This window comes from Actimicrobium sp. GrIS 1.19, from assembly GCF_035984655.1.
Classification (GTDB): domain Bacteria; phylum Pseudomonadota; class Gammaproteobacteria; order Burkholderiales; family Burkholderiaceae_D; genus Actimicrobium.
Genome location: NZ_JAXCHT010000054.1, coordinates 1 through 8,206, shown reverse-complemented (window position 1 = coordinate 8,206; position 8,206 = coordinate 1). Strand labels below are relative to the sequence as shown.

The 8,206-nt window shown below is 58.8% G+C and carries 8 protein-coding genes; all 8 read left to right on the top strand.

Annotated features, from left to right (window positions below):
* Positions 1 to 321: 321 nt before the first annotated feature.
* The 8 genes from RCH09_RS19085 to RCH09_RS19050 all read left to right on the top strand — a co-directional run bounded on the left by RCH09_RS19085 (position 322) and on the right by RCH09_RS19050 (position 7,774).
* Complete coding sequence (locus RCH09_RS19085; RefSeq protein WP_326942732.1) at positions 322 to 567, top strand: type II toxin-antitoxin system Phd/YefM family antitoxin; 246 nt, start codon at positions 322 to 324, stop codon at positions 565 to 567.
* Positions 564 to 950: a type II toxin-antitoxin system VapC family toxin gene (locus tag RCH09_RS19080; RefSeq protein WP_326942731.1), complete on the top strand. Its 387-nt coding sequence runs from the start codon at positions 564 to 566 to the stop codon at positions 948 to 950. The genes RCH09_RS19085 and RCH09_RS19080 overlap by 4 nt, the downstream gene beginning before the upstream one ends.
* Positions 951 to 1,089: 139 nt before the next feature.
* A complete protein-coding gene (locus RCH09_RS19075) occupies positions 1,090 to 1,329 on the top strand; it encodes a FitA-like ribbon-helix-helix domain-containing protein (RefSeq protein WP_326942730.1) in 240 nt (79 codons plus the stop codon).
* Complete coding sequence (locus RCH09_RS19070; RefSeq protein ID WP_326942733.1) at positions 1,326 to 1,754, top strand: type II toxin-antitoxin system VapC family toxin; 429 nt, start codon at positions 1,326 to 1,328, stop codon at positions 1,752 to 1,754. The genes RCH09_RS19075 and RCH09_RS19070 overlap by 4 nt, the downstream gene beginning before the upstream one ends.
* A 126-nt stretch (positions 1,755 to 1,880) precedes the next feature.
* Complete coding sequence (locus RCH09_RS19065; protein ID WP_326942729.1) at positions 1,881 to 3,857, top strand: phage integrase family protein; 1,977 nt, start codon at positions 1,881 to 1,883, stop codon at positions 3,855 to 3,857.
* Positions 3,858 to 4,577: 720 nt separating this feature from the next.
* Positions 4,578 to 4,808, top strand: coding sequence for a hypothetical protein (locus RCH09_RS19060; RefSeq protein WP_326942728.1), 231 nt, complete (start codon positions 4,578 to 4,580; stop codon positions 4,806 to 4,808).
* A 502-nt stretch (positions 4,809 to 5,310) separates the two neighbouring features.
* A complete protein-coding gene (locus RCH09_RS19055; protein WP_326942727.1) occupies positions 5,311 to 6,450 on the top strand; it encodes a glutathione-independent formaldehyde dehydrogenase in 1,140 nt (379 codons plus the stop codon).
* A 280-nt stretch (positions 6,451 to 6,730) separates the two neighbouring features.
* Positions 6,731 to 7,774, top strand: a complete 1,044-nt coding sequence (locus tag RCH09_RS19050) for an alpha/beta hydrolase (RefSeq protein ID WP_326942726.1) — start codon at positions 6,731 to 6,733, stop codon at positions 7,772 to 7,774.
* Positions 7,775 to 8,206: the final 432 nt, after the last annotated feature.

Sequence of the window (8,206 nt, the reverse complement as noted above, 5' to 3'; positions counted from 1 at the left end):
TCGTCGCTGTATCGGCTCTTCCTCATGGCTTCCTCGCTGTCGCAAGGAGCTATCTTCTCAAATTATCCGTGGTCTTAAAATCCCCGGTCAGGTCAGACGGTCTTGGTGCTGACCCTAATTTTCGGTTTTCGTTCTTGGTTGTGCGTCGACGATAATTATGGTGGGTCGGCGCTGAAAGCGTGGCTTACTCTCCGTTGAATAAATTTGACATAAGGTTAATTCCGCCCCATTGACGTCGCCAAGGGTCAAAAAAAGCGGCTTGCCCTGTTGGCACGCCTCATATAGACTTAGTTCATTGAACCTAACCTATCTGAGGTTGCCATGCAAACTTACAACATCCACGAGGCCAAAACCCAGCTCTCCAAGCTAGTCGAGATGGCTGCCCGCGGCGAATCGTTCGTCATCGCGAAGGCGGGCAAGCCGATGGTGAAGGTCACCGCCCTGGACACGCCGGACGCGTCGGAAATCAAGCGATTCGGCTTCATGGCCGGTCAGATCAAGGTGCCGGACGACTTCAACACGATGGGGGCCGGCGACATTGAGAGCCTGTTCGAGGGCAAGCCTTGAAACTGCTGCTCGATACGCACCTGCTGATCTGGGCCGCGGACGGCAGCGACAGCTTGCCGCCAGGCGCGCGACAGTTGATGGCTGATCCACACAACGAACTGCTGTTCAGCGTCGCCAGCATCTGGGAAATCGCCATCAAGCGGGGACTGGACAGGCCCGACTTTCAGGTCGATGCACGCCTGCTGCGGCGCGGCCTGCTGGACAACGGCTACCACGAGCTGCCCATCCTGAGCGAGCATGTGGTGGCAATCGATGCGCTGCCGCCGATTCACAAGGACCCATTCGACCGGCTACTGATTGCGCAGGCAAGGGTCGAGGGCATCACTCTTGTCACCAATGACGCGACGGTGGCGCAATACCGAGGCGCCATCACGCTGGCTTAACTGAGGTCCGCAACAATTGCCACTGCACTGCGCCTGGCGTCGTACCTCGTGTCCGGGCAGAAGAGGGACGTGGTGGTGCAAGTGGCGATCACATGTGATCCGTCGTCATCAAAGGCATTAATTGTAGGGAGCAATTGCAATGGCCACTGTGATCGTGCGTAATTTACCCGATGAGACCCACCGCGCCTTGCGCGTTCGCGCCGCCCAGCATGGCCGCAGCACCGAAGCGGAGATCCGCGCCATCCTCGACAACGCCGTGCGCCCCGAGACACGCGTCAAACTGGGCTCGCTTCTGGCTGACATTGGCCGCGAAGCCGGCGGTGTCGATCTCGACATCACGCGCGACCGGACACCAGGCGAGTCAGTGGACCTGGCCTGATTCTGCTCGATGCCAACGTTGTGTCTGCGCCGCTCAAGGCGTCGGGCGACCTGAACGTGCTGGCCTGGATCGATGCACAACTCATTGATACGCTGTTCCTGTCGACGATCAGTCTGGCCGAGCTGCGCTTTGGCATCGCCGTCCTGCCCGAGGGCAAACGCCGTGAGACGCTGCACGTCAGTCTCGAGCAGCGTGTCCTGCCCCTGTTTGCCGGGCGCATCCTGACGTTCGATGACCCTGCGTCGCGCGCGTATGCAACGTTGCGCGCCCGCGCCCGCAGTAGGGGGGAAGCCATTGCGCCCGCCGATGGCTATATTGCCGCGATCGCTGCGGCGCAGGGTTTTGCCGTCGCCACACGCGATACGGCTCCGTTTGAGGCGGCCGGTTTGACCGTCATCAACCCCTGGAGTTGGCAAGCGCATTGAGCCCCACAGCCTGACCGATGATGGCGGGGCAGGGCAGGGCGGCATCGCGACTCACCCGCGCTGCGCGTTGCGGCCGCGCTTCGCATGCGGCAAGTTGGCTGTCGGCGTCGCGATCAGGATGGCATTATGCGCGGTGGCTGGGTCGAATGCGGAACCGTCCTGATTCGCCTCACGCGCGCGCACTTCGCCTTCTATCGCGGCTACCTCGAGGGTCTGGATCCTGGCACGCTGGCGCAGCACTATCTGGAGAACGCCGCCGCTGTCGACGAGGCCGTTACCGACCGCCGCGTCGCGCGTTCGACCATCGGCTGGATCCGCGCGCCGCTGCTGGTCGCGGCGCGGCGAGTGGCCCGTCCCTCGATGGCCCGGTTGTTGGCGCTGCCCCCCGAACGCCTGCAGCAGACCGATTGCGGTGACGTGCCAGCGCTCGACGCATTCCGGCTGGAACGCGACCCGTGCGAGGTGTATTCCGAGGAAGAACTCATTGCCTTGTTCACCGCGCAGTACGGCGCGACATCGGCGCGCGCCACGCACCAGTCCCGGCGTAACGAACGCCTGCGAAAACAGCAATTGGCCGCATTGCGCCAGCTCGAAGGCTTGATTGCGGTCGATCCGACTTTGGACGACGGCGTCGACGGCTGGCTCGATCCGGCGCTGGCGGCGCGCCTGAAGGCCGCCGGCATCCATCGGCTGTCGGAGTTGGTCGAGGCCATCAACGCACTGGGCTATCGCTGGTACCGCAAGGTTCCGAAGGCCGGTGAAAAAGCCGCCGCGCAGATCGTTCGCTGGCTGACTGATCCGGGCGTGTCGTCGGCGCTCGGGATTGTGCTGCCTACGCGCGCCTTGTCACCCCGGCGTGACCTGCCGCAGCACCCGCCGGCGCCGCTGCGCACCGGCATCGTTCCCCTGGAAAACCTGCTAGTTCCCCACGCGCTCGACGGCGCCAACGGTAGCAACCGCGGCAGCCGTTCGCTGCTGTCCGCCCACAACGATCTGGCGGCTATCCAGGCGTGGTTGAACCAGTGCAAACCGGGTGGCCACACCCAGCGTTCCTACCGCAAGGAAGCCGAGCGCTTCGTGCTGTGGGCGCTGGTCGAGCAGCGCAAGCCGGTGTCATCGCTGACGGTGGAAGACTGCATCGCCTACCGCGACTTCCTGTGGGACCTCGGGCGCGTGACGCCGGCCATCTGGTCGCAGAAATTCACCGTCGGACAAGACCGGTGGCTGGGCGCGCGCGGCACGCCGCGCTGGTCGGCCTGGTGGCGACCGTTCGCCGGGCCCTTGTCGGCCGCATCGCAAAAGACGGCGCTGGTGATCATCCAGTCGCTGTGCCAGTGGCTCACCGACCAGCATTATTTGCACGGCAATCCGTTCAAGGCGATCGGCTGGCTGGCCCGGCGCGACGACCACATCGACGTCACGCGCGCACTGACGCGCGCCGAGTGGCACGCCATCAGGCAGCATCTGGCGCAGATGGCGCGCGACGCCCGTTACTGGCGCCTGCGCCTGATCCTGGTGCTGGCCTACAGCAGCGGCGCGCGCCTGTCGGAACTGGTGAGCCTGCGCAGGAACCAGTTCACCTGTTTTACGCGCGAAGGCAACGAGGAGGACGGCGGTCACGCCGATCGGCAATGGGAAGTACGGATCACCGGCAAGGGCGACAAGGTGCGCGTCGTGCAGTTGCCGCTGTGTGTGATCGATGAACTGCGCCGCGATTTCCAGCGGCGCGGCCACGTGTCGTTCGACGCGGCGCCGCCCGACAGCCCGGTCATCGCGGCGCTGGAGGTCGATGCCGCCACGCAGGTGGCAGACCGGCCGCTGAGCCAGTCGCGCCTGTACGACATCCTGAAAGGATTCTTTGCCGAGGTGGCCGACGGCTTGCCGGCCGCACGGCATCAGGCCGCGGAGCGCATTCGACGCGCCTCGACGCACTGGCTGCGGCACACCTTCGCCACGCAGTTCCTGCACAGTGGCGGCGACCTGGCGATGCTGCGCGACCTGCTCGGGCACGCGTCGCTGGCGACGACCTCGGTGTATGTGACTACCGAGCGTGACAATCGCAGCCGGGCGATGGAGAAATTCGCAAGAGAGGCCATGTTGTGACCTGCGGCGCATGAAACGGCTTTATGCGTTCTGCGTGTCTTCACCGAACCTCTCTACACTGTTGAGAGTATTGCCATGGACGGCCAACCTGCAGCTCCTTCGCCAAGGCGGGAGCGAGGAGCAACGGTTGTTCGATCAACAGTGCGCGTCGCGTGGGCACCGGTCGGCACAGGATACTGAGTGAGATTTGACGGCGGCCAGTTTGAGCCGACTGGGGGCAATGGCGGCCCAATGACGTCATTTGTGCAAGTCGGCGGCCAGCCAGAATCATCAGACAGCGTCTGGTAATTGCGCACCCGCTGACATAGCGGGGGGCAACCGCCGACTTCGGTTCGCCAGGAACGCAATCGCTTTCCGTTTTCACAGAAGGGAGGCGCGTCGCGGTCAGTGGTCGGTCGGTTAAATCGACCCACAGACGGGCGGCCAATGTTGTGAACACAAATCATTAGCGCTTCACCAATCCTCCAGTGCTGCCGGGTGACGTTCAGTCCAGGACATCACTCGCGCACGGCACCCTCCTCCTGCCCTGCGCGAACGAGGCGCTCGGTCGTCCTTAAATGTAGGTTCGTGAACGAATTTCGATAAACTGGCTAAAAATCAGCATTTTGTGAATACGATTCGATTCGTACGAACAAACTTCGATTTGCGCGGCGCCAAAAACTGAAAAAAGTAGGCTATGCCCGCCATGTCGATTTGTTGGAATTGAATGTGTGACCGTTTGTGCAGGTCGCTGAAATCATCAGCGCGGTGAACAAGCGGCACGACACCGCCGTCTTGATATCGATTCCGTCTGGCGTCGCGAGCAACGATACCCCATTGGGCGATGTCGAGTTTGCACTGCGCCATGAAAGTGTGAGCCTCGAAGTGCTCGATGCCGCCTTCGACAAGATTGACCCCGCGCTTTTTGTCCTCAGATTGCGTGGAGAAATTTCTACTAATGGCTGGTACTAATTCTGGGGTACGGTCACCTAACTTCGGACGAGGTTGCGGCTGACCGAAACGTAATCATCCGCAACGGGCCTTAGGATGCGTGCCTTTCGCTCCTTACCAGGCAGAAAAATATCTCTTCCAGGCGGCATACGCCAACGCCTTTTCTCTATTGACGTGTCCATGCGCGGTTGCAAATGAGAGTTACCGAACAGACAACCAAGCTTTGGTTGTCTACATTGACAATTAGTTTTCATCGCTCGCGTCGGTGATGGGCCTGCTTTAGGCCACCAAGTCCAGCGACCGACACGCGCACGGCGCGCTTTGTTTCTGATTCATGCACTTTCAGATTCAACTTGATGAGCAAAAGCCAACGGTCGAAAAGTGCTAGTGCCGTTACGCGCCGCTGGGCTGATGTCAGCCGATACCGATCTTCAAGCAGTCGTCGTCCCACTTTAGTGCCAGCGTCCTTGCCGGCATGGATCAGCCCCTCGCACTTTCGCTCAACATTATTTAAGGATCTCCCATGAAAGCACTTGTATATAACGGACCACGTGACGTTCAGGTAAAAGAGATGCCGGACGCCAAAATTGAGAAAGCCACCGATGTGTTGGTCAAGGTCACGAGCACCAACATCTGCGGCTCCGACCTGCATATGTATGAAGGTCGCACGAACATGGAACCCGGCCGGATCCTCGGCCATGAAAACCTCGGTCTGGTTATCGAGATCGGCAAAGCCGTCGACCGCGTGAAGGTCGGCGACATGGTATGCCTTCCTTTTAACATCGGTTGCGGATTCTGCGAGAACTGCGAGCGCGGCCTGACCGGGTTCTGTCTGACCGTTAATCCAGGCATGGCCGGTGGCGCCTATGGCTTTGCCGGCATGGGCCCATACAGCGGTGGACAGGCCGAGCTGCTGCGGGTGCCGTATGGCGACTTCAACTGTCTCGTGCTGCCTGAAGATGCCGAGGAAAAGGAAAACGATTACGTCATGCTGTCGGATATCTTTCCGACCGGCTATCACGCTACCGAATTGGCCGGCGTCAAGCCGGGCGACACAGTCGTTATCTATGGTGCCGGGCCTGTGGGGCTGATGGCGGCAGCTTCTTCGTTCGTCAAAGGGGCCAGTCAAGTGTTTGTGGTCGACACGCATAAGGACCGATTGAAGCTGGCAGAAAAAATCGGCGCCACGCCCATCGACGACACGGAAGGCGGCGGCGTCGACGAGGTCATGAAGCTGACTGATGGGCAGGGCGCTGACCGCGGCTGCGAGTGCGTTGGCTACCAGTGTTGCAACCTCCACGGCAAGGAAGTGCCGAACCTGACCATGAACAACCTGGTGAAGACGGTCAAACCGACTGGTGGCATCGGCGTTGTCGGCGTGTTCTTGCCAGAAGACCCAAAAGCGCAAGATCCGCTCGCCAGAGAAGGCAAGATTGCCTTTGATTTTGGGCAGTTCTGGATCAAGGGGCAACGCATCGCTACCGGCCAGGCAAATGTAAAAGCCTATAACCGGAAGCTGTGCAATCTGATTCACGTCGGTAAGGCGAAGCCCTCGATGATCATCTCGCATGAACTGGCGCTGGCTGATGCGCCCGGTGCCTACGAAAATTTTGACCAGCGCAAAAAGGGCTGGACCAAGGTCATTTTAAAGCCAGGCACGTAATTGCCTGGACGTGGCTTTGCCGGCGTGCCTGCGCACGGGCCCTTGAGATCGCGACCAATAGCAAAAATGGAAGGAAGCCCATGTCGTTTAATGATTTGAGCCTTCAGAAGCCTGAATTAATTTTTGGCCAGGCCGCGCTTGCCCGTGCTTCTCATCGCCAGAGGATATTCGATAAGCTTTATCGCTGATCTGCGAAATCGGTGCTTTCTCTTGATTTTAAAATCGAGAATTTTCAAACTTGATTTTTCGTCAAATTGAATTATTTCAAATAGGGGATTTAATGAATTCCAAACACAAGCTGTTCATAACTGCTGTGGTAGCAGCTGCCGTGGTCGCCTCCAGCGCTGCGACGGCACAGACGCCACCCAAAGCCAACAAAGAGATGCAGACGGTTCTGGACGCGTTGAAGTCACTTGGCGGCAAGCCAATCGAAACATTGACCTCTGAGGACGCAAGAAAACAGCCAACGCCGGCGGACGCGGTCAAGAAAGTCATGCAGCAGCAGGCTAAGAGTTCGACGCCGGATCCGAGTATTACCGTGACGGACATGAGTGTTCCGGGACCATTAGGCGATATTCCTGTCCACATTTACACGCCCCCTGGCGCGGGTCCGTTTCCCGTGATGGTGTACTTCCACGGTGGTGGTTTTGTGATTGCGGATACGAAGACGTATGACGCGTCTCCACGCGCCTTGGCAAAAGGCGCCAATGCCATCATGGTCGCCGTTGACTATCATCGGGCTCCGGAGCATAAATTCCCCGCCGCACCGAATGACGCCTATGCCGCTTATCTGTGGGTGCTGCAGCATGCGAAGGAATTTAACGGGGATCCAACACGGGTTGCCGTGGGCGGTGAAAGCGCGGGCGGTAATCTTGCGACTGTCGTATCGATGATGGCACGTGACAAAAAGGCGACGTTACCGATTCACCAACTGCTGGTATACCCGGTCACGAACAATGACATGAACAATGCATCGTATAAAACCAACGCCCAGGCAAAGCCGTTAAACAAAGCCATGATGCAGTGGTTCTTTAAATATTACGCAACTCCGCAAGACGGCACGAATCCCTATGCGGTGCCGATGAAGGCAGAAACGCTAAAGGGCTTACCGCCAGCAACCGTTATCACTGACGAAATCGACCCACTGCGCACTGAAGGCAAGGAATATGCGGACCGCCTCAGAAAAGACGGTGTAACGGTTGCTTACGAGGATTATAAAGGCGTAGCTCACGAGTTTTTTGGTATGGGTGCGGTGGTACCTGAAGCCAAGAAGGCCGAAGATTTTGCCATCGACGAACTGAAAAAAACGTTTTCGATGCATTGATGCATGCAAGTGAGATCGTGGTAACTCGATTGCTAGCAAGGCCACCGCGCCAAATCTCATTGAATTTCAGTGAGTAAAAAGACTGATAACTTCGCACTAGCTTAGGCACGTTGCACCGTGACGAAGACCGATTCCAGTGAGGAGCCCGTGTGGACGCACGCGCTTGATGCGCTGAAACGCAGCAAGATAGCCAGCTTAGCGCGCCTCGAGCAAGCGTTGGATAGCGAGGCACATTAACTGCTAGTGAGATATCAACCTTTCCGATCTGATAGGCCGGCAGAAATAATTTCGATGAGTTGCACATCAAATGTTTTCGCATGCAGCGAATTTGATTCCACTAACCTGAATGTTTCATGAACCGGTATTTCGGCATGCGTTCCCATCATCATCGCTGCAGCAATGAGGTCGAAGAAATATCAGGCGAAACTCACC

Bases quoted from the DNA above. Each gene is read 5' to 3' on its own strand.
- RCH09_RS19085 (WP_326942732.1), top strand. From the start codon at position 322: ATGCAAACTTACAACATCCACGAGGCCAAAACCCAGCTCTCCAAGCTA.
- RCH09_RS19075 (WP_326942730.1), top strand. From the start codon at position 1,090: ATGGCCACTGTGATCGTGCGTAATTTACCCGATGAGACCCACCGCGCC.
- RCH09_RS19065 (WP_326942729.1), top strand. From the start codon at position 1,881: ATGCGCGGTGGCTGGGTCGAATGCGGAACCGTCCTGATTCGCCTCACG.
- RCH09_RS19055 (WP_326942727.1), top strand. From the start codon at position 5,311: ATGAAAGCACTTGTATATAACGGACCACGTGACGTTCAGGTAAAAGAG.
- RCH09_RS19050 (WP_326942726.1), top strand. From the start codon at position 6,731: ATGAATTCCAAACACAAGCTGTTCATAACTGCTGTGGTAGCAGCTGCC.